The organism is Nonomuraea cavernae (assembly GCF_040655715.1).
Lineage (GTDB): Bacteria > Actinomycetota > Actinomycetes > Streptosporangiales > Streptosporangiaceae > Nonomuraea > Nonomuraea cavernae_A.
Genome location: NZ_JBFAKL010000011.1, coordinates 43,632 through 70,112, shown reverse-complemented (window position 1 = coordinate 70,112; position 26,481 = coordinate 43,632). Strand labels below are relative to the sequence as shown.

Genomic DNA, 26,481 nt, shown 5'->3' with positions numbered 1-26,481 from the left:
CAGCTGCATCGTCGCCCGCCAGCTGTGGAACGCCAGCAGTGCTTTGCCGCCGGTGCTTCGTCTCCGATGTGACGCCGCCGGTTTGACGGGTGCCGCGGGTGGTTGTCCCGGGGATAAGTAGCCTTTCGGTGTGCTGATCGATTCGACATATCCGAAGAGCTTCGCCAGCGACAACCACGCCGGCGTACACCCTGCCGTCCTCCAAGCCATGACCGCCGCGAACCAGGGCGACGCCCTCGCCTACGGAGACGACCGGTGGACCGCCGTCTTCGAGAGCCAGATCAAGGACACCTTCGGCACCGGCGCGGAGGGCTTCGCCGTGCTCAACGGCGCGGGCGCCAACATGGTCGGGCTGGCCCTCATGCTCGGCCGGTACGACGCCATCATCTGTGCCGACACCGCCCACATAGCGACACACGAGACGGGCGCGACCGAACGACTTCTCGGCGCCAAGCTCGTCACCGTTCCCACGGAGAACGGCAAGCTGCGGCCCCATGACATCACCGGCCGCCTGGGCGCGCTGGGCAGCCACCACGAGTCGCAGCCGAGCGTCGTCTCCATCTCCCAGGTCACCGAACTCGGCACCTGCTACTCCCCCGACGAGATCGCGGCCCTGGCCAAGACCGCCCACGACGCTGGCCTGCGTCTGCACGTGGACGGTGCCCGCCTGGCCAACGCCGCCGCGTACCTCTCATGTGACCTGAGCACGATCACCACCGATGTCGGGGTCGACGTCTTCAGCTTCGGCGGCACCAAGAACGGCGCCCTGGCGGCCGAGGCGGTGGTGGTACTCGACGGCTCGCTGGCCCACGCCGTGCCGTTCCTGCGGCGTCAATCCCTCCAGTTGGCCTCGAAGATGCGCTTCATCTCGGCTCAGCTCTCGGCTCTCCTCACCGACGACCTCTGGCGCGGCAACGCCGATCACGCCAACCAGATGGCCGGTCGGCTGGCCGCGGGCCTGAGCGGCGTTCCGGGGGTCACCATCGCCTACCCGGTGCAGTCCAACGCCGTCTTCGCCGCACTTCCCGCAGCGGCGGCAGCGGCGCTTCAGGAGCGCTATCTCTTCCACCACTGGGACGAGGCCGCCGGCATCGTCCGCTGGATGACCGCCTTCGACACCACGCCCGAGCACATCGACGACTTCCTCACCGACATCCGCAAGGCGCTTTCCTCCTGACCTCTCTCGCGGTTTCACGTGAAACACGCACGATCCACCGACCTCCCTTTCGCTCCCTCAACCTCTTGCCACCATGGCGCCACTCGGCTCGACGTTGACGTTCCTGCGGCTGACACCGTCACCCGCGACGGTGCGACGTCAGACGGTGCGACGTCAGACGGTGCGACGTCAGACGGTGCGGCACCAGACGGTGCGGCACCAGACGGTGCGGCACCAGACGGTGCGGCACCAGACGCGACGCAAGGCAGCCGCGCGATCTATCACTTGATCTGAGCAGCGATGGTCCGCGCGCACTCCATTGACTCGCTATGCGTGGTGTCCACCTCCAGGTCGTAGAACACTCCCCGGTGAACCACATCTGCCTGTGACACGGCCATCCCAGGAACCCGGTCGCCTCGCGCGATCTCGCGGGCCGCCGCGATCGCACTCTCACACCTGACGCCGACCCACAGCACGTGCAGCTCACCCACCGCCTGCTGCCACCGCTGCTGGGACGCCGCTCCACCGAGGAAGACCTCATCGACGATGACATGGGCACCCGCTCGTGCCATCGCGGCGATCCCGTCGATCCAGGCCGCTTCCAGCACCCGGAACTCAGGCCCGACGATCACCTCACCATCCGGCGCGAACTCGATCCCCGCATCCGATGTGCGCATTGACGCGGGCATCGCCTGGATCAGTGTGTCGACCCCGAAGGCCAGCCATGGATCCGGCAGGACCGCCTGCAGGCACCGGGCGATCCCGGACTTCCCTGAGCTGGAACCGCCATTGAGCAGGATCATCTGAGTCATCACGGCGCCACAGTAGGGGCGGCCCAGCAGAAACGAAAACGGATTTCGGCGGGCACCACTCCGTCTGCAACAACCCGAAGATCGTGGTCGCAGCACCAGGCCACGACTGGCTACTCGATCCAGCCCGTCTCTCCCCGCCCAACGCGCAGCATCCCCCTGCTCAGCCCTCTTGAAGCCGACGGGTAGGTCCACCCAGCCCCGGCTCCCTCGATCCGCTTCACACCACCTGTGAACGCGGCACCAGGACACCGTGCTCTGCCCCCAGTCTGCGTACGGATCCTCGCTAGGCGGACTGCGGCGTCGGAGGCGGTGCCCGGGACCGCGGCGGCGATACTGCGCGGCTCTGCCTGCCGCGCGGCGACGCTGCGCCGCTCGCGCCGCGGGTGACTAGAGCGCCGATCGTGAACGCCTGTCTCGGTGGCTGTGGCTTGTCTTCCACGCTGGATCGCTAGCGAGAATGCTCGGCTGGGGCAGCCTGGCCGAGCGTTCTCGTGGTCCGGCTGATTTGCGCTCGCGTTCAATCCTTGAGCTCGCCCTCCAGCAGGCTCATGAGGACCATGTCATGCCATCGGCCCTTTCTGCGGAGAGTGTCACGGGCGCGGCCCTCCTCGACGAAGCCGACCTTCTGGTACACGCGGATGGCTGCCGCGTTCTCGTCCGCAACCCACAGCTCAATCCGGTGCAGGCGCATCGCGTCGAAGCCGTAGCGGCAGATCAGGCGGATGGCTTCGGTGCCGTAGCCGTTGCCCCAGCAGTCCTTCTCGCCGATGTAGATGTCGAGCTCGGCGCCGCCGGTCTCCGGCTCTGCGCCACTGAGCACCACCAGACCGATCAGACGGTCGTCGGCGAGAGTCTCGATGCCGAGCACGGTGCGTTCGTAGGAGTTCTTCGGGCGGTCGGCGTACTCGTCGACGAACCGCTCCCTGCTTACCGGATAGCTGTGGGCGAACCACTGCATCACGTCGGGATCGTGGTTCCAGCGATGGTGGGCCGTCGCGTCAGAGGGCTCCATGGGGCGCAGCCGTACGAGATCTCCGGTCAGCAAGATATGTACTCCGTTCGTCCATCAAAGAGTGGCAGGAGCCACGACAGCAGCTCGGATCCCGGCTGGCAACGGGTTTTCTGGAGCAACGCACCGGCTGCAGATCGACCAGGTGGCCTAGGAGGACCCGCGCTTTCCGGAGAGGGACACAGGAAGGCCGGCAGCGTCGCGATCGCGTCCTGTAGCGCGCCACGCATGCTCACCGGCGTGTGATCGCGGAACAGGCGGGCGAGCATAACGTCACGCGGGGCGCTCGCCCAAGCGCCGATGGCGGACACCTGTAGTGGGACGCCGAGGGGTAGCAAGGTGAGCGTGACGGTTTCACGTGAAACACGGCGCGGTTTCACGTGAAACATGTCAGCCTTCGGACTCCCGCATGGCATGCGCCGCCTCGGGGGCCATGGTGCCGATGATGCGCTCAAGGTCGTCGATCGTGGCGAACTCCACGACGATGCGCCCCTTGCGGCGACCCAGGTCGACCTTGACCTTGGTCTCGAAGTGATCGGAGAGCCGATCCGCCAGGTGGGTCAGACCAGGAGCGACGGGCTTGTTCGGCTTGCGCTCACGGGGGGCGTTCTGGGCCGCCTTGGAGCTCCCGAGCGCGACGATCTCTTCGACCGCTCTGACGGAAAGAAGCTCGGCGACGATGCGCTTCGCGAGCTGGATCTGCTCCTCCTGGCTGTCGAGGCCGAGGAGTGCGCGGGCATGGCCGGCGCTGATGGTGCCGGCGGCGACGCGGAGTTGGACTTCCGGAGGGAGATTCAGCAGGCGCAGGGTGTTGGTGATGTGGGAGCGGGAGCGGCCGACCTTCTGGGCGAGTTGGTCGTGGGTGGCCTGGAAGTCGTCCAGCAGTTGCTGGTAGGCGGCGGCCTCTTCCAGGGCGTTGAGTTGCTCCCGCTGCAGGTTCTCGATGAGGGCGTCACGGAGGAGATCGTTGTCCATGGTGTTGCGGACGATCGCCGGAACAGGATCGAGCTCGGCAAGCTGGCACGCGCGCCAGCGCCGCTCCCCCATGATGAGCTCATACCGGCCACCGCCGACGGATCGCACGACGATCGGTTGGAGCAGACCGACCTCGGAGATGGACGCCGCCAACTCCTTGAGGCGCTCCTCGTCGAACACCTCACGTGGCTGGCGCGGGTTGGGCACGATGGCGCTGAGGGATATCTCCTTGAAGTACGCGCCGGCAATCGGCTGGGGGCTGGTCTCTCCCGCACCGTTGGTGGCAACCGCCGTGCCGGTGCCGTCAACAATGGGACCGGTCGGGATGAGCGCCCCGAGCCCCTTCCCCAATCCCCGCCGCTGCTGGCTCACTACGTCTCCTCATCCACCCCGGCTGATTCCGGTCACTCCAGGAGAGGTTACCGTCGTCAACGCGACACGGCGCCTCCTCGCCACACGCGGTTGCGCCGGATTTACACCATCAACACATATACACGCCCGTCGGCCTCCCAACTGCGCCCCCGGCCCCCTATCCGCCCAGACTTCCACCGTCGTCATCCGACCGTGTGCGGGCCACAGCGACCAGCAAGGGATCAAGCTCCTGCTCCTGAAAAAGCATGCGGTCGTGAAGGGACACGTACGAGATCTAATCCACTGCCCCGACGACCAGCGTGAGCGACGCGTCCGAACGGTTGAGGAGGACCAGCTCCCAGAAGTCCCACAGCACCAACCCGTAGTCGTGCATGGCTTCCTCTCCCAACTCACGTAACTTGTACCGCTCCGTCGCCCCACAGAGGGAGTCGTAGACGTGCGTTTCGAGACGCGGAGCCAGCTCTTCAGGTACGGGATCGAGGAATCCGATCTCCTTGGCCCAGGTCCGGATCAGCTGATGCGCGGACGCCTCGTCAACAGGCTCGAACGAACCCGCGGTCACGCGAGAGAGCAGGAACGGCCCGTGCAGCCTCCGGCTGTCGAGACCGACGGAATCGCCTGAGGCATAGTCATCCCGATAGCGCTCGTGGCGTAACAGAAGGTCCAGAGCCGCCATATCGTCACCAGACCAGCCGGCGAGCTGAAACCGCCTCACATCGATCCAGGCGTAGCTTCCGTTGCGGAAGTTGATGAGTTCGTGAGCGACGAAATGAAGAGAAGCCGTCATGGCCTCACGCTAGAGCGCCTCGGAGCGCACGCAGGTCTCCGTCGCCGCATGGCGCATGGCGCATGGGACCGCATGGGGTCGCATGGCATGGGACCTCATGGGGTCATCGCATAGGGACCGCATGTGCCGCCATGGGACCGCACGAGACCGCCATGGGACCGAGCATGGGACCGCCATGGGACCGCACGAGACCGCCATGAGACCGCTATGGGACCGAGCATGAGACCGCCATGAGACCGAGCATGGGACGCATGGTCCTGTGGACCACATGAGACGCATGGACCACATGGACCACATCGAGACAGCAGCGCGCGCGAAGAGCCCCGGCTGGCGGGAGTGGGCGAAAGGTTGGTGTGACGGAACCCGGCAAAGTGGAGGACGAGGGCTGGGAGGTCAGACGGCGGCGCGATGGGCGATCTCGCGGGCCGCGTCCATGTAGGCCATGGCCCCGCTGGAGCCCGGGTCGTACGTCATGACCGACTGGCCATAGCTGGGCGCCTCGGAGAGGCGGACGCTGCGCGGGATCAACGTGTTGAGAACCGTCTCACCGAAGTGGGCGCGAACCTCGTCGGCCACCTGTGAGGCCAGACGGGTGCGGCCGTCGTACATGGTGAGGACGATCGTGGAGAGGCTGAGCGTGGGGTTCAGGTGAGCCTTGATCAGGTCGACGTTGCGCAGCAGCTGGCCCAGGCCCTCCAGCGCGTAGTACTCGCACTGGATGGGGATCATGACCTCTTCGGCTGCCACCAGCGCGTTGACCGTCAGCAGGCCGAGCGACGGCGGGCAGTCGATGATGATGTAGTCGAACTCCAGGCCGGTGTAGGCGCCAAGCGCCCGGCGGAGGCGGGCTTCGCGGGCTACGAGCGAGACGAGCTCGATCTCGGCGCCGGCGAGGTCGATGGTGGCGGGTGCGCAGTAGAGGCCCGGCATGTCGGGCACCTGCTTGATGATGTCCGCCATGGGCAGATCGTCGACGAGCACTTGGTACACATCCGGCACGTCACCGCGATGCTCGGTGGCCAGCGCCGTGGAGGCGTTGCCCTGGGGGTCAAGGTCGATGACGAGCACGCGTTGGCCGTGCATGGAGAGCGCGGCGGCAATGTTCACGGACGTCGTCGTCTTGCCCACTCCCCCCTTCTGGTTCGCCACGGCGATCACCCGGCATTTGGCCGGCCGCGGCCAGGTGCCGTCACGACCACCGAGATCCTCCCCCGCCTGAGCCGCCGCCTGGGTCGCGGATGTTTCACGTGAAACCACAGAGCTGAGCGCCTCTCGTACCAAAGGTGAATCGCCGGGGTTCAGTGGGGTCTGGGTCACGATGGCCATCCTTTCAACCAGTGGTATGCCGGTGCCGGGAATTCGCTGTCGCGACACGCCCTTTTCGGGCCAGCCAACCCCTGTGAGACTCTCGGACGGAGGACTGTCCGGCCAGCCCAGGCCGCATGCTGCGACTGGCATGACCGTCACCTCCTTCGTCGCCGCCTACCGACCTCCGGCGCGCGACCCGCTACCACCCGAACCAATGTTGCAGGCGGCTCGACCTTACCGCGCCCGACGGTCACAAGCTCAGCCGTCCTCACTCCACTGGCACGCAACTGGGGCCCGGCTTCGGCGAGCTCCTCGGCGGCACGCTCCCCCTTCATGGCGATCAGCTCGCCGCCTTCACGAAGGAGTGGCATGGCCCACTTCAGCAGCCGATCGAGCGGCGCGACGGCGCGAGCACTGGCGACGTCGAACTCGCGCCTGCCGGCCAGTTCCTCCGCCCGCCCGCGCAGCACCTCGACGTTCTCCAGCTCGAGCGCCTCGACGCACTCCTCCAGGAAGACGGTACGGCGAAGCAACGGCTCAAGGAGCGTGACCGTGATGTCCGGCCGTACGATCGCCAGCACCAACCCCGGCAGTCCGGCGCCCGAGCCGATGTCCACCAACCGCACTCCCTCGGGCACGGCCTCCGCGACGACCGCGCAGTTGAGCAGGTGGCGATCCCAGATCCGCTGCACCTCCCGCGGCCCCAGCAGCCCACGTACGACTCCGGGTCCCGCGAGGAGCTCAGCGAAGGAGTTCGCCCGCTCCCAGGCCTTGCCGGTGAAGACGTCCCTGGCAATGTCCGGCGGAGCAGGCAGCTCATCGCTCACTGGTTGGTGGCCCTTTCATTGGCTGGTCGGCGGCTCGGACACGGGCGGTGTCCGTCTCAAGGCTAAGCGTGGGATCACGGAGGAAGACTAGCGGGCCGCCCAGATGGCGGGCCGTGGAAGGCGTTCCGCCCTCCGGAGGCAGCCGTACGGGAGGGAGAGTGACATGCGAACGGCCGCCAGTCCCCACGCAGGGGCTGACGGCCGCACAAAAACCACAGAACGGGTCAGGCGGGAAGAACCACCACGTACCGCTGGGGCTCCTCCCCTTCCGACTCGCTGCGGAGCCCGGCGGCCGCCACAGCATCGTGGACGATCTTCCGCTCGAACGGCGTCATGGGCTGAAGCGACTTGGGCTCGTCCTTCTCCCGCACCTGGTTGGCGACCTCGGTGCCGAGCTTGGTGAGCTCGGCGCGCCGCCGCTCGCGGTAGCCGGCGACGTCGAGCATCAGCCGCGACCGCTCCCCCGTCTGCCGGTGGACGGCCAGCCGGGTGAGCTCCTGCAGGGCCTCGAGAACCTCGCCCGATGGCCCGACCAGCTCGTTGCCCTGGACGCCGACGACGGAGACGAGCGCACGGTCGCCCTCGACGTCCATGTCGATATCGCCGTCGATGTCGGCGATGTCGAGAAGGCCCTCGACATAGTCGGCCGCGATCTCGCCCTCCTGCTCAAGCGCGTTGACATCAGGAGTCTTCTCCTGCTCGGCCTCGGTCATCGCCGGCCTCTCCTTCGTGTTCACGACTTCTTGCTGCCGGTGCGCTTGCTGCGAGACTGGCGGCTGGGCTGCTGCCTGATGATCTTAGGCTCCGGCGGCGCGGGAGGTGCTGCTTCCTCTGGGGGCGTCTTGCGAAGCTTGGCCAGCATGCCCGGCTTGGGCTGCATCGGGATCGCGTTGCCCTTGGCGTCGAACTCGGGCATCGGGTTGCGGGTGTAGAACCAGTGCTGCTGTGCCAGCGTCCAGACGTTGGTGGTGACCCAGTAGAGGATCAGGCCGAGGGGGAAGTTCAGGCTGAAGAAGGCGAACAGCGGCGAGATCCACATCAGGATCTTCTGCTGCTGCGCCATGGGGTTGTCCGGCATCTGGGCCATCGAGCGCGTGACGCTCTGCCGGACGGTGAGGAACGTGGTCAGCGAGCTGATCGCCACGAAGATGGCCAGCACGATCTTCGTCTGTACGACGGTCGCGTCGAAGCCCTCGATGTCGCTCGCCGACATGAAGAAGTTGGCCGGGAGAGGCGCGCCGAAGATGTGCGCGGACCGGGCGCTGTCGACCAGTTCCTGGCTCATGCCGTAGACCGCGCGGCCGTTGGCCATGGCCTGCAGCACGGTGAACATCGAGATGAAGATCGGGAACTGGGCCACGATCGGCAGGCAGCCGCCGAGAGGGTTGGCACCCGCCCCCTGGTACAGCGCCATGACCTCCTGGTTCATGCGCTGCTTGTCGTTCTTGTAACGCTTGCGAAGCTCAGCGACCTTGGGGGCTAGCTCCTGCATCTTCCGCGACGAGCGCATCTGCTTGAGGAACAGCGGGAAGATGAGGATCCGCATCAGCACGGTCAGCGTGATGATGGTCAGCGCCCATGTCAGCCCGCTGTCCGGGTTGAGGAATGTGCTGTATCCACCATGGATCCAGATGATGACGTGGGCTACGGCTTCATAGAGCCAGCTCAGCCAGGACAGCTCCACCGAGCTATCTCCCTTGCAATTCGTGGGACCGAACCGGGCGTGGGGGCACCGGGTCTATACCGCCGGGATGGAATGGGTGGCACCGCCCGATGCGCCGGACAGTCAGCCAGATGCCGCGCAACGCTCCGTGCACGGTGATCGCCTCGAGCCCGTAGGCGCTGCACGATGGATAGAAACGACAGCGCGGACCGAGCATCGGGCTGATGAAGGCCCGGTAGAACCGAATAGGGATGATCAGCACCCGAGCGGCGAAGCTCGGCGGCATCCCTTGCGGCTGCTCCGTCATCTCTGTCCATCCATCGAGGACTCACGCCGCCTGAGCAGACGATCCAACGCGAGATCGAGCTCGGCGGCAAGTTGCTCGTATCGCGCGGCCGCGGCCGGTGGGTTGGCGCGTACCACAAGCAGGCTACCTCGCGGCAACCGGTCAAGGCGGTCTCGCATCAGGTGCCGAAGCCGACGCTTGACCTTGTTGCGGACCACTGCGCCGCCGACTGCGCGGCTGACCACGAAACCGATTAGAGGTGTTTCATCCCCAGAAACGGTGAGGTGTATCACCACAGCGGGACGACCAGCGCGTTTACCGCGCTTGATCGCCGCTTCGAACTCTTTCCCGCGCCGCATGCGGGTTTGCCGGGGTAGCACCGTATACGCCTAATGCCCGCCGGCGGACTTCACCGGCGGGCGACCTAGCGGGCGCAGGGCGATCAGGCCGACAGCTTCTCGCGGCCCTTACGGCGACGAGCGGCCAGGATGGCGCGACCGGCCCGGGTGCGCATCCGCAGCCGGAAGCCGTGGGTCTTCGCGCGGCGACGGTTGTTCGGCTGGAAAGTACGCTTGCTCACGGGTGGGCTCCAGGCTTGATGATGCGCCCAGGGGCGCTTAACACACATGGCCGGCTTGCCAGGAAAGCGAGGGCACGCGAAATAGCCGTCGCGTGAGCATGCCGACCGTCGTACGTTACGGGTGAAAGGCGTCCCAGGTCAAACCAGCGGCGGTCTCCGCGCGGTTATCCACTAATCCACAGGCGAGTTTTCCACCGTCCTGGTGGCGTCCACAGATGTGCGTCCGGCTGCCACTAGGCTGTGGACAACGCCTTGAACACAGCTGTGCACATAGATACTGTCGGCCCTCCTGGGGCCCGTTTGAAGCCTGTGGACATCCTGTGGATCTCCTGTGGACGCCCTGGGCATACAGCCTGGCTGCGACGCTGTGGGCGGGTGGGATCAATCGTCGGGGGCGACAGCCCGCTGTGGATAACAGATCGCGGGGGGCCGCGAGAGGAAGGAGGGGAGCCGCACCATGAACGGTGTCGACCTTGGCACGGTATGGGCGAGGGCCCTGGGCAACTTCCTCAACGAGAACGTCCCGGTTCAGCAGCGCACCTGGCTCTCCATGGTCCGTCCGATCGCCCTGGCCGACGACACGATCGTGCTGGGCGTCCCCAACGACTTCCTCAAGGACCTCATCGAGGGCAAACTGCGACCGCTCGTGGCCCACGCGCTGTCCCAGGAGCTCGGCCGGGCCATGCGGCTGGCCGTGATGATCGACACGACGGCTCCCGAGCAGCCCGTGCCCGACCTTCATCAACAGGCTGTGGGTCAAGGTTATCCACAGACCCCGGAGCCGCAGCCACGTTTTACACAGCCCCCATCGGCCCAGCACTACCAGGCCTCCGAGCCTCCGCAGTTCTATTCTCCACAGCCGGAGCCGCCGCAGTCGTCCACCGACTATCCACAGCCCACGTTCACTTTTGAACAGCCCCCGTCGTACACACCGCCTGTGGAGAAGGCGCCGGAGCCGGCCCCGAACCGGTGGGAAGCGAAGAGCAACAAACCAAGCGAACCCGCCCGGCTCAATCAGAAATACACCTTCGAGACATTCGTCATCGGCGCCAGCAACCGCTTCGCGCACGCGGCGGCCGTGGCGGTGGCCGAATCCCCCGCGAAGGCGTACAACCCGCTGTTCATCTACGGCGACTCGGGTTTGGGCAAGACGCACCTGCTCCACGCGATCGGCCACTACGCGCAGAGCCTGTACGACGGCGCGCGGGTGAGATACGTGAGCTCCGAGGAGTTCACCAACGACTTCATCAACAGCATCCGCGACCACAAGGCCGACGGGTTCCGCGGTCGTTACCGCGCGATCGACATCCTGCTCGTGGACGACATCCAGTTCCTGGAGGGCAAGGAGCAGACGCAGGAGGAGTTCTTCCACACCTTCAACACGCTCCACAACGCCAACAAGCAGATCGTGATCTCCAGCGACCGGGCGCCCAAGCAGCTGATCACCCTGGAGGACCGGCTGCGCAACCGGTTCGAGTGGGGCCTGATCACCGACGTCCAGCCGCCCGAGCTGGAGACCCGCATCGCGATCCTCCGCAAGAAGGCCATACAGGAGGGCCTGGCCGCACCGCCCGAGGTGCTCGAGTACATCGCCAGCCGCATCTCCACCAACATCCGCGAGCTCGAAGGCGCCCTGATCAGGGTCACCGCGTTCGCCAGCCTCAACCGGCAGGGTGTGGATCTCCAACTGGCCGAGGTCGTGCTGAAGGACCTGATCACCTCGGAGTCGGGCGAGGAGATCACGATCGCCACGATCATGGCCAAGACCTCCGAATACTTCGGCATCAGCATCGACGACCTCTGCGGCAGCTCGCGTAGCAGGGCGCTGGTCAACGCCAGGCAGATCGCGATGTACCTCGCGCGGGAGCTGACCGAGCTGTCGCTGCCGAAGATCGGTCAGCAGTTCGGCGGTCGCGACCACACCACCGTGATGCACGCCGAGCGCAAGATCCGCTCGCTCATCGCGGAGCGCAGGTCGATGTACAACCAGGTCAACGAGCTGACAATGCGCATCAAGCAGACATCGCGCGGAGCCTGACTCTTATGCACAGCCTGTGGATAACACTGTGGATCAGGGGAAACGTCCGTAGCCGGCCGCAGAACGCCCCACCTTGGCCCGGAAAATCCCGCGGCTGGCCTGGGGATAAAGGTGGGGACAACCTGAGGAGAACTTGGGGACAACCGGTGGATGACCTGGGGACAGCCTGTGCATAGTCTTTTTGGCGCCCCTGGAGAGGTCGTTTACTCGGTGGATAACCTGTGGAAACCCCGTGGATAACCGGTGGACGAAGACACCAAGATCTGGGGACAGCCTGTGCACAGCGACGCGTCATCCCCAGGCCGCGAAGTTACCCCCAGGCGTCACCCACACCCTCGGTGGACAAAAACAGGGGCCCTGACCAGTGGAAACACAGGTTATCCACGGTATCCACAGCCCCTACTGTGAAGACCACACATCTCTCTTACTAAGAAACTCAAGACCCATAGAGGGGTTCTCCCGGATCTCAGGTGCGGGAGAGGCAACACTTGAATCAACGACGAACTCAGGAGGCTGATGACCGTGATGTTCCGAATCGAGCGAGACGTCCTCGCTGAGGCGGTGGCATGGACGGCACGCAGCCTCCCCGCCCGTCCGTCCGTGCCCGTCCTGGCCGGCATGCGCCTGGAGGTCACCGACGAGCAGCGGCTGAAGCTGTCCGGGTTCGACTACGAGGTCTCGGCCGAGGTCACGCTCGAACTCCACACCGGTGAGCCCGGTGTCGTCCTCGTCTCCGGCAAGCTGCTGGCCGAGATCACCCGCGCCCTTCCCGCACAGCCTGTGGACTTCGTCCTCGAAGGCGCCAAGGCGGTCGTCACCTGTGGCAGTGCCCGCTTCACCCTGCTGACCATGCCTGTGGAGGACTACCCGACGCTGCCGGCCATGCCCCCGGCCGCCGGACGCGTGGGCAGCGACGTCTTCGCCTCCGCCGTCGGCCAGGTCGCCGTCGCCGCCGGCCGTGACGACACGCTGCCGATGCTCACCGGCGTGCGGATGGAGATCGAGGGCGAGACCGTGACCCTCGCCGCGACCGACCGCTACCGCCTGGCCGTACGCGAGCTGAAGTGGCAGCCCGACCAGTCCGACTTCTCCGCGATCGCGATGATTCCGGGCAAGACGCTGGCCGACACGGCCAAGGCGCTGGGCGCGACCGGCGCCGAGGTCGAGATCGCGCTCAGCTCCGCCGGCGGCACCGGCGAGGGGATGATCGGCTTCTCCAGCGCCGGGCGGCGCACGACCACGCGGCTGCTCGACCCCGAGTTCCCCAAGTACCGCTCGCTGCTGCCCACGGAGTTCTCCGCGCGCGCCGACTTGTCCACAGGGCCGTTCGTCGAGGCGGTCAAGCGCGTGGCCCTGGTCGCCGAGCGCAACACTCCCGTACGGCTCGCGTTCAGGGGCGGAGAGGTCGTGCTCGAGGCGGGCAGCGGCGACGAGGCGCAGGCCGTCGAGGTGCTGCCGGTCGACTACGAGGGCGAGGAGATGAACATCGCCTTCAACCACCAGTTCCTGCTCGAAGGGCTGGGCGCGATCGATTCCGACGTCGCGCGGCTGCAGATGACCACGTCCACGAAGCCCGCCATCCTCACCGGGGGCAAGCCTGTGGACGGCGACGGCGCCCCCGACTACCGTTACCTGATCATGCCGATCCGTCTGTCAGGCTGAAGCTGACATCAGGGATGATGGAAGTCTGACTAGGGGGTAGATCACATGCAGATCGGCATGGTCGGACTTGGCAAAATGGGCGCCAACATGGCCGAACGGCTGCGCCGCGGCGGTCACGACGTGGTCGGCTACGACCACAATGCCGAGGTCAGCGATGTCGCCAGCCTGAAGGAGCTGGTCGAGCGGCTTGAGGCGCCGCGCACCGTCTGGGTCATGATCCCCGCGGGCAGACCCACCCAGCAGGTGATCGACGAGCTCGGCCGGCTGCTCGACACGGGCGACCTGGTCGTCGACGGCGGCAACTCCCACTACGTGGACGACCAGAAGCACGCCGCCGAGCTGGCGGACAAGGGCATCGGATTCGTCGACTGCGGCGTCAGCGGCGGCGTCTGGGGCCTGGAGAACGGCTACGCGCTCATGTGCGGCGGCGAGAAGGCCGACGTCGACCGGTTGATGCCGATCTTCGAGACCCTCAAGCCCGAGGGCGAGGACGGGTTCGTGCACGCCGGCGACGTGGGCGCGGGTCACTTCGCGAAGATGGTCCACAACGGCATCGAGTACGGCATGATGCAGGCCTTCGCCGAGGGCTGGGAGCTGCTCGAGGCCTCCGACGTCGTCAAGGACGTCAGGGGCTCCTTCAGCAGCTGGCGCACCGGCACGGTGATCCGTTCCTGGCTGCTCGACCTGCTGGTCCGGGCGCTCGACGACGACGAGCACCTCGACGAGCTGCGCGGCTACGCCGAAGACTCCGGCGAGGGCCGGTGGACCGTCCAGGCGGCCGTCGACCACGCCGTGCCGCTGCCGGTGATCACCGCCGCGCTCTTCGCCAGGTTCGCCTCACGCCAGGAGGACCCGCCCGCGATGAAGGTGGTCGCGGCGCTGCGCAATCAGTTCGGCGGGCACCCGATCGCCGCCACCGAGGGCTCTGTGGGCAAGGGCGCGGACGCGCCCGGCGCCGATGTGCGGCCGCCGCGCGAGGCCTCGTGACGCCACAGCGGTTTTCCACAGGCGGCAAGCCGGTGGCCCCAGTGACCTGCGTGGCCCACTAACCTTCGTGGGGTGCATGTCGCCCACCTCTCGCTGACCGACTTCCGGTCCTACGCGTCCGTGGAGCTCGGCCTGGAGCCGGGCGTCACGGCGTTCGTGGGGCCCAACGGGCAGGGAAAGACCAACCTGGTCGAGGCTCTGGGCTACGTGGCGACCCAGTCCAGCCACCGGGTCGCCACCGACGCGCCGCTCGTACGACAGGGTGCGAGCCGGGCGATCGTGCGCTGCGCCGTCCAGCGTGACGATCGGCGGGCGCTGGTCGAGCTGGAGATCAATCCGGGCCGGGCCAACCGCGCGCGGCTCAACCGCTCCCCCGTGTCCCGCCCGCGTGACGTCATCGGCCTGCTGCGCACCGTCCTGTTCGCCCCTGAGGACCTGTCGCTGGCCAAGGGCGACCCGTCGGAGCGGCGGCGGTTCCTCGACGAGCTGCTGGTGGCCCGGGCGCCCAGGTTCGCGGGTGTGCGGGCCGACTACGACCGCGTGCTGAAGCAGCGGAGCGCGTTGCTGCGCACGGCCGCGCAGGCCCGCAGAGGCACCAGGAGCGCCCGGCGGGCCGAGGGTGACTCCGGGTTCGCGGCGGCGGGCGCGAGCGACGTGCTGAGCACGCTGGAGGTGTGGGACGCCCACCTCGCCCGGCACGGAGCCGAGCTTCTCCAGGCCCGGCTCGACCTCGTCGAGGAGCTGTGCCCGCTGGTCGCCGGAGCCTACGCCGGGCTGGCCCCCACCAGCGCCCCCGCGACCCTGGCCTATCGCAGCACGTTGTCCACAGGTGGGGATGCCGCTGAGGACGAAGACGCCGGTGAACGGGGATCTTCCGATACACAGACGTTATCCACAGACTTGGGGAAAACCCTTGAGGAGCGGCTGCGCGAGCGCCTGCTGGAGGTCCGCCCCGCGGAGCTGGAGCGGGGGGTCACCCTCGTCGGCCCGCACCGCGACGACCTGATCCTCGGCATCGGCGATCTGCCGGCCCGCGGCTACGCGAGCCACGGCGAGTCGTGGTCGTTCGCGCTCGCGCTGCGCCTGGCCGCCTACGACCTGCTCCGGGCCGATGGCGGCGATCCGGTGTTGATCCTCGACGACGTCTTCGCCGAGCTCGACAGCCAGCGCAGGCGCCGCCTCGCCGAAATCGTCGCGCCGGCCGAGCAGGTGCTGATCACCGCCGCCGTGGCGGACGACGTGCCGCCCGAGCTGATCGGTGCCCGATTCGACGTCGCGGAAGGGAGCGTGACCCGTGTCCGATGACGACAATCCCACGGCCAGGGGCGCCGCCATGGCCAGGGAGAAGCTCGCCCAGGCCAAGGCCGACGCCGCCAAACGCGGGCAACTCCCCCGCCGCGAGCCCCGGCGCAAGGCGGCCGGCGCCCGCAGAGACGCCGGCGATCCCCAGCTTTTCGGACGCGCGATCATGGATCTGCTGGCCGAGCGGGGCTGGGAGCGGTCGGCGGCCGTCGGCGGGGTGTTCGGGCGCTGGCCCGACATCGTGGGGTCCGACCTGGCCGCGCACACCAAGCCCGAGTCGTTCGACGACGGTGAGGTGCTGATCGTCGCCGACTCCACGGCGTGGGCGACCCAGGTCCGCCTGCTCGCGCGCACCCTGGTCCGCCGGCTCAATGAGGAGCTGGGCGACGGCACGGTGACGAAGGTCAAGGTCAGGGGGCCGCTCAACGCCCCCCGCCCGGCCGGGGGGCTCCGGGTCACCGGCAGCAAGGGCCCCGGAGACACGTACGGCTGAGCCGTACACTCCCGGAAACCGATCAGAGAGCCGCAGACGCGATGACCCCCGGTCCCGTGTGGGGGAGCTCCAAACGGGGGGAAAACGAGCTAGAGGCCGCCACAGGCGCGTTCAATGCCACCTTGGGCGTCTGGAGCCGGTAGAATGAAAGCGGATTCCGGACACGTCCGCTTGCGTGTCACCCCTGGCGCGCATGCGACGCGCCGACTCCCCCGGGTGGCGAGCGCAACGGGGCACTCACGACGGTGACGGGCACGGCAGGGGCAGCTCAGCTACGCATGTGACGCCTCCCCCGCCGCGTGTCCGCGGCAGGAGGATTTGGCACTTGTCCTACGACGCTAGCTCAATCACCGTACTCGAAGGGCTTGAGGCGGTTCGCAAGCGCCCGGGTATGTATATCGGTTCAACCGGCGAGCGGGGTCTGCACCACCTTGTCTACGAAATCGTGGACAACGCTGTGGACGAGGCTCTGGCAGGTCACGCCGACCGCATCGACGTCACGCTCATGGCCGACAACGGCGTGCGCGTCGTGGACAACGGTCGTGGCATACCGACCGGGATCCATCCGGTCGAGAAGCGGTCCGCGGTGGAGGTCGTGCTGACCACGCTCCACGCGGGCGGCAAGTTCGACAGCAAGTCCTACGCGGTCTCCGGCGGCCTGCACGGCGTCGGCTCCGCCGTGGTCAACGCGCTGTCCTCGGCCATGGACGTGGAGGTCAAGCAGAACGGCCACTACTGGCGGCAGCGCTTCGAGTACAGCAAGCCGACCGCGCCGCTGGCCCAGGGTGAGGAGACCGACGAGACCGGCACCACGATCACGTTCTGGGCCGACCCTGAGATCTTCGAGACCACCACGTGGAACTTCGAGACGCTCTCGCGCCGCTTCCAGGAGATGGCCTTCCTCAACAAGGGCCTCACGATCGTCCTGACGGACGAGCGGCCCGACCACATCAACGGCGAGCCGGTCAGGGTCGAATACCACTACGAGGGCGGTCTGTCCGACTTCGTCAAGCACCTCAACTCCAAGAAGGAGCCGGCGCACGCCTCGGTGATCGACTTCGAGGAGCACGGCGACGGCGCCTCGGTCGAGATCGCCATGCAGTGGAACAACTCCTACTCCGAGTCGGTCTACACCTTCGCCAACACGATCAACACGGCCGAGGGCGGCACCCACGAGGAGGGCTTCCGCGCGGCGCTGACGTCGATCGTCAACCGCTACGCCCGCGAGCAGAAGTTCCTCAAGGAGGGCAAGGACGAAAACCTCTCCGGTGAGGACGTCCGCGAGGGCCTGACCGCGATCGTCTCGATCAAGCTGGCGGACCCCCAGTTCGAGGGCCAGACCAAGACCAAGCTGGGCAACACCGAGGCCAAGTCGTTCGTCCAGAAGGCGTGCAACGACCACCTGCGCGCGTGGTTCGAGCGCAACCCCGGTGAGGCCAAGGACATCATCAACAAGTCGCTGCAGGCCGCCAGGGCCCGTCTCGCGGCGCGTCAGGCCCGTGACCTGACGCGCCGCAAGTCGCTGCTGGAGTCGGGCAGCGGTCTGCCGGGCAAGCTGGCCGACTGCCAGTGGAACGACCCCAGCAAGTGCGAGCTGTTCATCGTCGAGGGCAACTCCGCCGGCGGCTCGGCCAAGGGTGGCCGCGACTCGCGTTTCCAGGCGATCCTGCCGATCCGCGGCAAGATCCTCAACGTGGAGAAGGCCAGGGTCGACAAGGTCCTGCAGAACATCGAGGTCCAGTCGCTGATCACGGCGATGGGCACCGGCGTGCACGACGAGTTCGACATCAGCAAACTGCGCTACAGCAAGCTGATCCTGATGGCCGACGCCGACGTCGACGGCCAGCACATCACCACGCTGCTGCTGACGCTGCTGTTCAGGTTCATGCGGCCGCTGATCGAGGGCGGTCACGTCTACCTGTCGCAGCCGCCGCTCTACAAGATCAAGTGGGACCGTAAGGGCGAGGACGCCTCCTACGCCTACTCCGATCGTGAGCGCGACGCGATCATCCAGGAGGGCATCGCCCGGGGCAAGCGCGACCCGCGCGCGCACGACGGTGTCCAGCGCTTCAAGGGTCTCGGCGAGATGAACGCCAACCAGCTGTGGGAAACCACCATGAACCCCGCGACCCGCATCCTGCTGCAGGCCACGCTCGACGACGCCGCCCAGGCCGACGAGATGTTCAGCGTGCTCATGGGTGAGGACGTCGAGGCGCGTAGGGCCTTCATCATTCGCAATGCGCGAGATGTCCGTTTCCTGGACGTGTAGCGACAGCCGTACACCAGAAAAGGATCTTTACACGTGACGGAAGTGAACACTCCGCCTCCAGCTTCGCCGGAACGCGTCGAACCGGTCGACATCCAGACCGAGATGCAGCGCAGCTACATGGACTACGCGATGTCGGTCATCGTGTCGCGTGCGTTGCCCGATGTGCGTGACGGTCTCAAGCCGGTGCACCGCCGCGTGCTCTACGCGATGTACGACGGCGGCTACCGCCCCGACCGCGGCTTCTTCAAGTGCTCGCGCGTCGTCGGTGACGTCATGGGTTCCTACCACCCCCATGGCGACACCTCGATCTACGACGCTCTCGTACGGCTCGCGCAGACCTGGTCGCTGCGCCACCCGCTCGTCGACGGGCAGGGCAACTTCGGCTCGCCGGGCAACGACGCGCCCGCGGCGATGCGCTACACCGAGTGCAAGCTCGCGCCCATCGCCATGGAGATGCTGCGCGACATCGACAAGGAAACCGTCGACTTCCAGCCCAACTACGACGGGCGCTCGCAGGAGCCGATCGTCCTGCCGGCCCGCTTCCCCAACCTGCTGGTCAACGGCTCGGGCGGCATCGCGGTCGGCATGGCCACCAACATCCCCCCGCACAACCTGCGCGAGGTGGCAGAGGCCGTCAAGTGGTTGCTGGAGCACCCGGAAGCCTCCGAGGAGGAGCTGCTCGAAGCGGCCATCGCGCGGGTCAAGGGCCCCGACTTCCCGACCCACGGGCTGATCGTCGGCCGGCGCGGCATCGAGGACGCCTACCGCACCGGCCGCGGCTCGATCACCATGCGGGCCGTCGTCGAGGTCGAGGAGGACAACAAGGGCCGCCACGCCCTCGTCGTCACCGAACTCCCCTACCAGGTCAACCCGGACAACCTCGCTCTCAAGATCGCCGAGCTGGTCAAGCAGGGCAGGGTGACCGGCATCGCCGACGTCCGCGAGGAGTCGTCGTCCCGCGTCGGTCAGCGCCTGGTGATCGTGCTCAAGCGCGACGCCGTCGCCAAGGTCGTGCTCAACAACCTCTACAAGCACACCCAGCTCCAGGACACCTTCGGCGCCAACATGCTGGCCCTGGTCGACGGGGTGCCGCGCACGCTGCGGCTCGACCAGTTCATCACGCACTACGTGGCCCACCAGATCGAGGTCATCGTCCGCCGGACGCGCTACCTCCTGCGCAAGGCCGAGGAGCGCGCCCACATCCTGCGCGCGCTGCTCAAGGCCCTCGACCGGCTCGACGAGGTCATCGCCCTGATCCGCGCGTCCGAGTCGGCCTCGGCCGCCCAGCAGGGCCTGATGGGCCTGCTGGAGATCGACGAGATCCAGGCGCAGGCCATCCTCGACATGCAGCTGCGCAAGCTCGCCGCCCTGGAGCGGCGGGCGATCCAGGACGAGTACGACCACCTGATGACGCAGATCGCCGACTACCTTGACATCCTGGGCTCCGAGTCGCGGCAGCGGCAGATCGTCGGTGACGAGCTCGCCGAGATCGTCGCCCGCTTCGGCGAGGACCGGCGTACCGAGATCACCGCCTACGACGGCGACATGTCGATCGAGGATCTCATCGCCGAGGAAGACATCGTCGTCACCATCACCCGCGGCGGCTACGCCAAGCGCACCCGCACCGACCTCTACCGGGCGCAGAAGCGCGGCGGCAAGGGCGTGCGCGGGGCGCAGCTGCGCCAGGACGACATCGTCGACCACTTCTTCGTCACCTCGACCCACCACTGGCTGCTGTTCTTCACGAACAAGGGCCGGGTCTACCGGGTCAAGGCGTACGAACTGCCCGACTCGGGTCGCGACGCGCGGGGCATGCACCTGGCCAACCTGCTGGCCATGCAGCCCGACGAGACGGTCATGGAGGTCCTCGACCTGCGTGACTACAACGTCGCTCCCTACCTCGTGCTGGCGACCCGCAGCGGCCTGGTCAAGAAGACCCGCCTGTCGGAGTACGACTCCCCCAGGTCCGGCGGCCTCATCGCGATCAACCTGCGCGACGACGACGAGGTCATCGGCGCCCGCCTGGTCTCCGAAGAGGACGACCTGCTGCTCGTCTCCAAGGGCGCGCAGTCGATCCGCTTCACCGCCTCCGACGAGGCGCTGCGGTCGATGGGCCGGGCGACGAGCGGCGTCATCGGCATGCGATTCCTTGAAGGCGACGAACTTCTCGCCATGAATAGGATCGCAGACGGACAATATGTGCTTATCGCCACCAAGGCCGGGTACGCGAAACGAACACCGGTTGAGCAGTATCCGGTTCAAGGTCGTGGTGGTAAGGGCGTGCTGACTGCGAAAATCGTGAGCTCCCGTGGCAAGCTGGTCGGAGCCGTCATGGTCAACCCGGAGGATGAGGTCTTCGCGATCACATCCGCTGGCGGGGTGATCCGGACGAGTGCCGGCGAGATCAAGCAGTCCGGCCGCCAGACCATGGGAGTGCGATTGATGAATCTCGCCGAAGGCGACAGCGTGGTAGCCCTCGCCCGGAACGCCGAGTCGATGGAGGCTGCGGTGGACATTGAGGAAGACGGGGGAGGAGAGTAAGTCATGAGCGCCCAGGGTGGTGGCAGCCCTAGCCCCAGCGCCAGGATCAAGGCGGTTGCTCGGGACAACGGCCAGCCCAAGAAACCCAGCGAGCCCGAGCCCCGCGACCAGCGTCCCGAGGACAACAACGCCACGGCGGTGCACAAGGTGCCGGCCACTCAGCCGGCTCCGGTCGCGCCCCCGCCGAGCGACGGGCAAGGCAACGAGACGGCCCGAGTCCGTCCGTCGCTCACCTCCGAGGCTCCTCCTCCGCTGGTAGAGCTCCCGCGGAAGAAGTCTTCCAACTCGGGGGTCCGTCTGCCCCGCAAGGCACACCTGGTGCTGCGCCGCATCGAGCCGTGGTCGGCCATGAAGTTCAGCTTCGTGGTGTCGATCGTCTGCTTCGTGGTGCTCTTCGTGGCGGTCGCCGTGCTGTACGGCGTGCTGTCCGCTCTGGGCGTGTTCGACTCGCTCATCGACCTGGTCAACCAGCTCGGTCAGGGAGAGCAGGGCCAGAACTCCATTCCCATCGACATCGCCTCCTGGTTCGAGCCGGTGCGCATCCTCGGCTACACGGCGCTCATCGGCGCCGTCAACGTCGTGCTGATCACCGCGCTGGCCACCCTGGGAGCGGTCATCTACAACGTCGCCTCCGACCTGGTGGGCGGCGTCGAGGTGACCTTCAGCGAGGCCGAGTAGTCAGCGGTTGTTCGCGCCGTACCCCCATGGTGGGTGCGGCGCGAACAACACGCCGGAGGCGGTAAGCTTTTCCTCGTTCCACGAACCGATTCGCGCCCTCCGGCGGGGATGCGATACGGTCTGTGTGCGCGGGGCTATAGCTCAGACGGTTAGAGCGCTTCCCTGATAAGGAAGAGGTCCCAGGTTCAAGTCCTGGTAGCCCCACCCAGCAGAAACGCCCCGAAGCGATCAGGCTTTGGGGCTTTACTGCAACCCGTACTGCAACGGAGTCACTCAAAGCCCGTTGACCTTCTTGATCGCCTCTTCGCGGCTCTTGCCGTCGCCATGTGTGTAGATCTCCATGGTCACCGAGATGCGGCTGTGGCCGAGGATTTCCATGGCGTCGCGCGGCGTACTCCGAGCTTCTTGAGCAGTGAAGCTGCCGTGTGTCGGAGGTCATGAACACGGATCGGGCGCAGGACCTCGCTTGTCACGAGCCGAGCGAAAGAGCGTACGAGGTTCCGCGGACTGACCGCGAACAGGCACGACCCGATCCGGCGCGCCGATTCCCCGGGCCCTCCACCCACCCATTGCGGGACACATAGCCGGAGCGTTCAAGACGCCGGGTGACGCTACGCGGGGCAAGCTCTTTGTTGTACATCTGACACAGACCCTCACGGGTGTCTGCGAACAGGTACTCGTTCGCGTGTGCTCAGGGCTCCCCGAGTCATCCACCTTCGCTCGGTATCGGGCCCCGATCTGGGCCTCGCGGTCGTCGGTGATGACCGTCGGCTTTTCCGTGACGACGAGGATGGCCTCCTTGTGATCTAGCTATGTGCACGGTCGGCGCTGACAGGTCACTTCGGCCCTCGACTGAGAGGGGTGCTGTTGAACGCGATCGCCGCGTTGGGAGCGTGTCGTCGTACCAGGTTGATGACCTGCTCGAACAAGTCAAGCTGATCTTCGGGTTTCCGTACGCCGCCGCCGATGACGACGCATTCCCAGGGCCGCGCGCAGGGTATGGCTGACGATCGTTTCCACGTCGTCGCTGCCGTCGAGGCAGGTCTCGACACCGACGCCGTGCTCGGCGAATCGAGCTATGCCGACCTCGATTGCGTCGGCTACCGGCTTCGGTCCCAAGGCCCGGGAACCCGATACGGGTCAAGGCCGATCACGAGGACGCGGGTGTCCACACCCGGGACCTTACGTCACAGGGGTTGCCGCGTGGCTATGTGGGCTGCGGTCGACAACGGACGACTCATCGATGTTGTGCACAACGCGCGTCGTCGTGGTGCTCGTACCGAGGCGTTTGCGTCGGCGGCGCTGTGGCACCCGCGGGCCTTCCTCTCGCCACAGGCGTTGCAGCTTCTTGTGGTTCACCTGCCAGCCCTCGGCGCGGGCGTCGTGATAGGCAGGCCGGAACCCGAGCCGGGGATGGTCCTTGGCCCACGCTCGTACCAGGCCCGCGGCCACGCGTCCGGATCGGCCACGGTGGTGCCGACCGGTTCTGCCCGGTGACCCGGCAGGCGAACCGCTCGCTCACACCCAACACGCGGAGGAGGTGCGCGACGGCCGCCTGCCGGCGTTCTGGGCTCAGAAGTTTCCCCGGGCGATCTCTTTCAGCGTGGCCTTCTCCACCTCGGCCTCGGCCAGCAGCCGCTTGAGCGTGGCGTTCTCCGCTCCAGATCTTTCAACCGCTTCGCGTCCTCGGCCTTCAGCCCACCGAAACTGCCAGAGCTCGAAATGACGGCGGTACGGGCGAATCCGGCGCGCACCAAGGGGCACGTTTGGTCCCGTCCGTGTGGCCGCGATGCCCAGCTGACTCAGCGGCCGTAGGTCCAGATCAGACCGCTGCGGCCAGAAGGTGCCGCGCCGACCGCCCAGACGGAACCAGTCTCCGGCTGGATGGCGAGGTCACGGACGGACACGTTCTGATTCGGCGGAGCCGGAAAGGTGCCCGGCTCGACACTATCGGCGCCGATGTGCAGGAACCCGCTGCCTCCGCCCTTGGCGTTGTAGACGACCCAGGCACCGCCTCTGCCGTCGGGCTCCGCTTGGGCGCGCGGCTGGATGCCCGGTTCGCTACGGACCTCGAAGTTCCAGCTACCCAGATAGCCGGACAGCAGCAAAGTCTCACCGCAGAAGGAGCGCTTCACAGTGCCGCACGGCCAGGCGACCCAGCCGACGGCCATCACCCGGCCGGTCTCACCGTCGACCGCGACATCCGTCAGCTCCGAGATCTGGCCCGAGTGTGCGGACGGAATCGCTGGAAGTGCAACCGCGCGCCAGGCCGTGCCGGTCCAGCGGGCCAGAGCCGCCGTGCCCCGCACCGAGCCCGCCGCCCACTTGCCGTCGAGTCCTTTGACCATGATCGGCGTGGGGACCCTGCGCCACACCGACCCGGCCAGGCGCCGCAGCGTGGACCGCGCCTTCCACCCAGCGTCACCGGCTGCGGGGAACGCATTTGAGTTCTCGATGACCCACAGGTTCTTGCCGATAGCGTACGCCCGATCCACCCGGCCGTAGCGCCATCGCTTGACCTGCCAGCGCTTGCCGTCCCACCGGGCGTATCGCGACGCGCCGAACGCCCAGACCCTGGTGTCGGACGCCGACGTCAGCCGCTTCACTCGGAAGCCCGGCCCAGTGACACGCTTGAAGGAAGACCGGCCGCCCTTCAACAGGAGCGACTCGGCGCCGGTCGATCCGGCATCCGGGTGCCTCGTCCCGGCGACCCAGACCGCTCCACCCGGCGTCACCGTCACCGCGTCGTAGGAATCGCGGCGGTCGTCATGGACGACACTCCACTGACCGGCCGACGCGACGGCGTGGGCGGCGGCCGGCCCCGTAGCGACGAAAAAGGCGACGGCTGCAGCGGTGCCGCGAAACAACAATCCCATACGGGGTGAGACGCGCCTTTCGGAGGAAAGGTTGGCATGCCGGTGGGCATGGGCTGGCCCGGCCAGCAACTTGGCCGGGACCTTGGCCGCGGCCAGTGGCGCGATGAAGGCCACGCCGGCCTCGATCCTCGCGCTCACGTTGCCGTAGGAGATCAGCTTGGAATCACATGCCCCATCCCACGGACCAGCCCGCCATCTATGACGCGAACCGCGAAAACAATCATGTGAAGAACGGGTCTGGCTGGAGGTGGGGTCGGCCTCAGCCGAGCCAGGTGATTCGTACGACGTAGACGCGCCGCTCGTTTCTCCATCACGAGGTACGGTTGCGGATCCCTGGCCGCCGCCGAAGTTCTGCTGCCGCATGTTGCCGTCCGGCTTGTCCGGCCGGAACGGCTCGCCGCTCCTATGGTGCGAACTCGAGCAGAGCGCGCAGCTCTCTGTAGTGAGGTATCGCGTCGGGGGCAATGCGTCGGCCTGGTGCTCCGCGATGGGGTCCAGGTCGATCCTGTACACCTACTGGCCTGCACCGGATGTCACGTTGATGCACTTACGTGAATACCGTTCGTGATGCGGTACCGTCAGGCGGCAGATTCGCCGGTCCAGCAAGCGCTGACCAGCCATTGGGCTCCCGGCAGCAGCACACCGTCAGCCAGCTCGTACGCCCTGAGCGCGGTCTCGAGCCTGGCGTGCGCCTCATCCCAGGTGAGCTCGTCGTCCTGCTCGACGATGTAGCGGGTGGGACCGCTGGCGAGGAAGGTGTCTGCGGCTTCGGCGGCGGTCCGCCCGAAGGCGTGCGGCACTCGCGTCGGCTTGACCGATACTGCCGTGAAGCCGGCCTTGGTGAGCACCTCATCGAGACGAGCGGCATCTGACAGAGAGAACATCACCGGACGGGCACCCGGATATCTCGCGATCACGTCATGCGGCTGCGGTGGCACGGCGAGCAGCGCCGCGACGGGGATCACGTACCACGCGCACTGCTCAGGCTGTTGTGGGCAGACGAAGGTCAGGCGCCCGCCCGCCCGCAGAGCACGTCCGATGTTGGCGAACGCGGCCACCGGATCTGCGAAGAACATGACTCCGTACATGCTGATCGCCGCGTCGAAGGTGCCTTTGGCGAAGGGGTGCACCTGCGCATCGGCCTGCTGGAAGGTGACGTTTCCGAGCCTCGTCGCCGCGGCGGCGAGTCGGGCCTGCTCGAGCATCGGCGCCGACAGGTCGATCCCGGCGACGTGCCCAGCGGAGGCGTGCCGGGCGGCCAGCAGGGTGCTCTCTCCTGCCCCGCAGCCGACGTCGAGTACGTGATCGCTCATGCCGATGGCTGCGGTTGTGATCAGTTGCCGAGAGAGTTCCGTGTTACGTCCTTCTTCGCCATCCAGGCCAGCGGCTTCGGCCCAGGCGACGCCCTCGTCGCCGTTCCATGCCTTCAACTGGTGCTTGTTAGCCAGATTCACCTTGAGCCTCCGAATGTGAACGTGCGTTCATGAACACGCGTTCACAGTAAGTGGGGCGCGGATGACCTGTCAATGGAGGAATGGAGAGGTCTCGTCATGGACGTGTGCGTCATGATGCCGCGCTGGACTTCCGTGAGACCGGCTCGGGGCTCACTGGTTCCTGGCACAGCACTCACGCATCAGGCACACCTCCTGACGGCTCGCGCCATGGCAGGAGCGCAGCCGGCCGGCGTGTTGGTGACGGCCGGGTCGATTCTGCCGTCCGGACAGCCTGGCCGCGCCTGCGAATCGGCGAGTCTGCGTTCGTCAACGGTGTCTCCGCCCTAAGCTCCAAGCGCGGCCCGGCTCGGGCGGCCGATCACCCCGGCCCTGGCTGCACGGGTCGCCCGCCGCTCCACAGGACGGT

Annotated in this window: 22 protein-coding genes, 1 tRNA gene and 1 pseudogene; 10 read left to right on the top strand and 14 right to left on the bottom strand. The window is 67.0% G+C overall.

All coding sequences use genetic code 11. The features are described 5' to 3' along the window. Positions 1 to 130 precede the first annotated feature (130 nt). Positions 131 to 1,177, top strand: coding sequence for a threonine aldolase family protein (locus AB0I38_RS18180; protein WP_358468703.1), 1,047 nt, complete (start codon positions 131 to 133; stop codon positions 1,175 to 1,177). A 260-nt stretch (positions 1,178 to 1,437) separates the two neighbouring features. Here the strand turns inward: AB0I38_RS18180 and cpt are convergent, their stop codons facing one another. From cpt to rpmH, 11 genes are all read right to left on the bottom strand, one after another. Beyond that, positions 1,438 to 2,064: a chloramphenicol phosphotransferase CPT gene (gene cpt, locus AB0I38_RS18175; protein WP_358468700.1), complete on the bottom strand. Its 627-nt coding sequence runs from the start codon at positions 2,062 to 2,064 to the stop codon at positions 1,438 to 1,440. Between the two features lie 421 nt (positions 2,065 to 2,485). Beyond that, positions 2,486 to 3,013, bottom strand: coding sequence for a GNAT family N-acetyltransferase (locus AB0I38_RS18170; RefSeq protein ID WP_358468697.1), 528 nt, complete (start codon positions 3,011 to 3,013; stop codon positions 2,486 to 2,488). Between the two features lie 354 nt (positions 3,014 to 3,367). Continuing rightward, complete coding sequence (locus tag AB0I38_RS18165; protein WP_358468695.1) at positions 3,368 to 4,324, bottom strand: ParB/RepB/Spo0J family partition protein; 957 nt, start codon at positions 4,322 to 4,324, stop codon at positions 3,368 to 3,370. Positions 4,325 to 4,598: 274 nt separating this feature from the next. Then, positions 4,599 to 5,111, bottom strand: coding sequence for a hypothetical protein (locus tag AB0I38_RS18160; RefSeq protein ID WP_358468692.1), 513 nt, complete (start codon positions 5,109 to 5,111; stop codon positions 4,599 to 4,601). A gap of 393 nt (positions 5,112 to 5,504) precedes the next feature. Then, positions 5,505 to 6,437, bottom strand: coding sequence for a ParA family protein (locus AB0I38_RS18155; RefSeq protein ID WP_358469189.1), 933 nt, complete (start codon positions 6,435 to 6,437; stop codon positions 5,505 to 5,507). A gap of 137 nt (positions 6,438 to 6,574) precedes the next feature. Continuing rightward, entirely contained in the window at positions 6,575 to 7,246 is a 672-nt protein-coding gene (rsmG, locus tag AB0I38_RS18150; RefSeq protein ID WP_358468689.1) for a 16S rRNA (guanine(527)-N(7))-methyltransferase RsmG, read from the bottom strand. 224 nt (positions 7,247 to 7,470) lie between these two features. Next, positions 7,471 to 7,959, bottom strand: coding sequence for a protein jag (locus tag AB0I38_RS18145; RefSeq protein WP_358469186.1), 489 nt, complete (start codon positions 7,957 to 7,959; stop codon positions 7,471 to 7,473). A gap of 20 nt (positions 7,960 to 7,979) precedes the next feature. Next, positions 7,980 to 8,930, bottom strand: a complete 951-nt coding sequence (gene yidC / locus AB0I38_RS18140; RefSeq protein WP_358468686.1) for a membrane protein insertase YidC — start codon at positions 8,928 to 8,930, stop codon at positions 7,980 to 7,982. A gap of 4 nt (positions 8,931 to 8,934) precedes the next feature. Continuing rightward, positions 8,935 to 9,195, bottom strand: coding sequence for a membrane protein insertion efficiency factor YidD (gene yidD / locus AB0I38_RS18135; protein ID WP_358469183.1), 261 nt, complete (start codon positions 9,193 to 9,195; stop codon positions 8,935 to 8,937). A gap of 17 nt (positions 9,196 to 9,212) precedes the next feature. Then, positions 9,213 to 9,575, bottom strand: coding sequence for a ribonuclease P protein component (rnpA, locus tag AB0I38_RS18130; protein WP_189122415.1), 363 nt, complete (start codon positions 9,573 to 9,575; stop codon positions 9,213 to 9,215). A gap of 62 nt (positions 9,576 to 9,637) precedes the next feature. Next, positions 9,638 to 9,775: a 50S ribosomal protein L34 gene (gene rpmH, locus AB0I38_RS18125; protein WP_043614899.1), complete on the bottom strand. Its 138-nt coding sequence runs from the start codon at positions 9,773 to 9,775 to the stop codon at positions 9,638 to 9,640. 457 nt (positions 9,776 to 10,232) lie between these two features. Between rpmH and dnaA the strand changes: the two genes are divergently transcribed. From dnaA to AB0I38_RS18080, 9 genes are all read left to right on the top strand, one after another. After that, positions 10,233 to 11,813, top strand: coding sequence for a chromosomal replication initiator protein DnaA (dnaA, locus tag AB0I38_RS18120; protein ID WP_358468682.1), 1,581 nt, complete (start codon positions 10,233 to 10,235; stop codon positions 11,811 to 11,813). A 522-nt stretch (positions 11,814 to 12,335) separates the two neighbouring features. Continuing rightward, on the top strand, positions 12,336 to 13,475 hold the full coding sequence (gene dnaN / locus AB0I38_RS18115; RefSeq protein ID WP_358469180.1) for a DNA polymerase III subunit beta: 1,140 nt from the start codon (positions 12,336 to 12,338) through the stop codon (positions 13,473 to 13,475). A gap of 45 nt (positions 13,476 to 13,520) precedes the next feature. Continuing rightward, the gene (gnd, locus tag AB0I38_RS18110) at positions 13,521 to 14,462 is read left to right on the top strand and encodes a phosphogluconate dehydrogenase (NAD(+)-dependent, decarboxylating) (protein ID WP_358468679.1); all 942 of its coding nucleotides are present in this window, start codon (positions 13,521 to 13,523) and stop codon (positions 14,460 to 14,462) included. Positions 14,463 to 14,534: 72 nt separating this feature from the next. Continuing rightward, entirely contained in the window at positions 14,535 to 15,767 is a 1,233-nt protein-coding gene (recF, locus tag AB0I38_RS18105; protein WP_358468676.1) for a DNA replication/repair protein RecF, read from the top strand. Further along, positions 15,757 to 16,257: a DUF721 domain-containing protein gene (locus AB0I38_RS18100; protein ID WP_358468673.1), complete on the top strand. Its 501-nt coding sequence runs from the start codon at positions 15,757 to 15,759 to the stop codon at positions 16,255 to 16,257. Before recF ends, AB0I38_RS18100 begins: the two co-directional genes overlap by 11 nt. A gap of 346 nt (positions 16,258 to 16,603) precedes the next feature. Next, positions 16,604 to 18,526 (top strand): DNA topoisomerase (ATP-hydrolyzing) subunit B, encoded by a 1,923-nt coding sequence (gene gyrB, locus AB0I38_RS18095; protein ID WP_436838757.1) that lies wholly within the window; start codon positions 16,604 to 16,606, stop codon positions 18,524 to 18,526. 33 nt (positions 18,527 to 18,559) lie between these two features. Then, on the top strand, positions 18,560 to 21,067 hold the full coding sequence (gene gyrA, locus AB0I38_RS18090) for a DNA gyrase subunit A (protein WP_358468667.1): 2,508 nt from the start codon (positions 18,560 to 18,562) through the stop codon (positions 21,065 to 21,067). 3 nt (positions 21,068 to 21,070) lie between these two features. Then, positions 21,071 to 21,745: a DUF3566 domain-containing protein gene (locus AB0I38_RS18085; protein ID WP_358468664.1), complete on the top strand. Its 675-nt coding sequence runs from the start codon at positions 21,071 to 21,073 to the stop codon at positions 21,743 to 21,745. 130 nt (positions 21,746 to 21,875) lie between these two features. Beyond that, a tRNA-Ile gene (locus AB0I38_RS18080) sits at positions 21,876 to 21,949 on the top strand. 1,065 nt (positions 21,950 to 23,014) lie between these two features. Here the strand turns inward: AB0I38_RS18080 and AB0I38_RS18075 are convergent. The 3 genes and pseudogenes from AB0I38_RS18075 to AB0I38_RS18065 all read right to left on the bottom strand — a co-directional run. Further along, a pseudogene (locus AB0I38_RS18075) lies at positions 23,015 to 23,451 on the bottom strand (IS3 family transposase); the annotation flags it as partial. 96 nt (positions 23,452 to 23,547) lie between these two features. Then, the gene (locus tag AB0I38_RS18070; RefSeq protein ID WP_358468661.1) at positions 23,548 to 24,759 is read right to left on the bottom strand and encodes a hypothetical protein; all 1,212 of its coding nucleotides are present in this window, start codon (positions 24,757 to 24,759) and stop codon (positions 23,548 to 23,550) included. Between the two features lie 440 nt (positions 24,760 to 25,199). After that, positions 25,200 to 26,075: a class I SAM-dependent methyltransferase gene (locus tag AB0I38_RS18065; protein WP_358468658.1), complete on the bottom strand. Its 876-nt coding sequence runs from the start codon at positions 26,073 to 26,075 to the stop codon at positions 25,200 to 25,202. Positions 26,076 to 26,481: the final 406 nt, after the last annotated feature.

Bases quoted from the DNA above. Each gene is read 5' to 3' on its own strand.
- yidD (WP_358469183.1), bottom strand. From the start codon at position 9,195: ATGCCGCCGAGCTTCGCCGCTCGGGTGCTGATCATCCCTATTCGGTTC.
- dnaA (WP_358468682.1), top strand. From the start codon at position 10,233: ATGAACGGTGTCGACCTTGGCACGGTATGGGCGAGGGCCCTGGGCAAC.
- AB0I38_RS18085 (WP_358468664.1), top strand. From the start codon at position 21,071: ATGAGCGCCCAGGGTGGTGGCAGCCCTAGCCCCAGCGCCAGGATCAAG.
- AB0I38_RS18160 (WP_358468692.1), bottom strand. From the start codon at position 5,111: ATGACGGCTTCTCTTCATTTCGTCGCTCACGAACTCATCAACTTCCGC.
- gnd (WP_358468679.1), top strand. From the start codon at position 13,521: ATGCAGATCGGCATGGTCGGACTTGGCAAAATGGGCGCCAACATGGCC.
- AB0I38_RS18145 (WP_358469186.1), bottom strand. From the start codon at position 7,959: ATGACCGAGGCCGAGCAGGAGAAGACTCCTGATGTCAACGCGCTTGAG.
- AB0I38_RS18155 (WP_358469189.1), bottom strand. From the start codon at position 6,437: ATGGCCATCGTGACCCAGACCCCACTGAACCCCGGCGATTCACCTTTG.